1 protein-coding gene is annotated in these 502 nt (G+C 46.8%); it reads left to right on the forward strand.

Going from position 1 to position 502, the window contains the following annotated elements; genetic code table 11:
• On the forward strand, positions 1-502 hold a 502-nt coding region (locus tag P5674_RS25870), incomplete at both ends, for a GUN4 domain-containing protein (RefSeq protein ID WP_315670488.1).

A 502-nucleotide genomic window follows, 5' to 3' on the forward strand; every position in this document is an offset into this window, starting at 1 on the left:
GCAGGTAGAAGCGATCGCATCTCAATCCCAATCGCTATCACGCCTAGAATCGCAGATAGAAGCGATCGCATCTCAATCCCAATCGCTATCACGCCTAGAATCGCAGGTAGAAGCGATCGCATCTCAATCCCAATCGCTATCATGGCTAGAATCGCAGATAGAAGCGACCGCATCTCAATCCCAATCGCTATCATGGCTAGAATCTCGGGTCAAAGCGATCACATCTCAATCGCTATCACGGCTAGAATCGCAGATAGAAGCGATCGCATCTCAACTCCAGTCGATAACTGAAGCCGTGGCAGATACTACCATCGTGTCTTCTTCTGGTTTTTTGTATACCGAACTCGACAGATTATTGAAATCAGGCAACTGGAAAGCTGCCGACAAAGAAACGGCTAAGATGATGTTAGCGGTGGCACAAAAAACCTCTAGGAGATATTTAGACGACGATGATATCAAAAACTTTCCCGGCGAGGATTTGCGAATCATCGATGGTCTTTGT

Source organism: Limnospira sp. PMC 289.06, from assembly GCF_032350395.1.
GTDB lineage: Bacteria > Cyanobacteriota > Cyanobacteriia > Cyanobacteriales > Microcoleaceae > Limnospira > Limnospira platensis.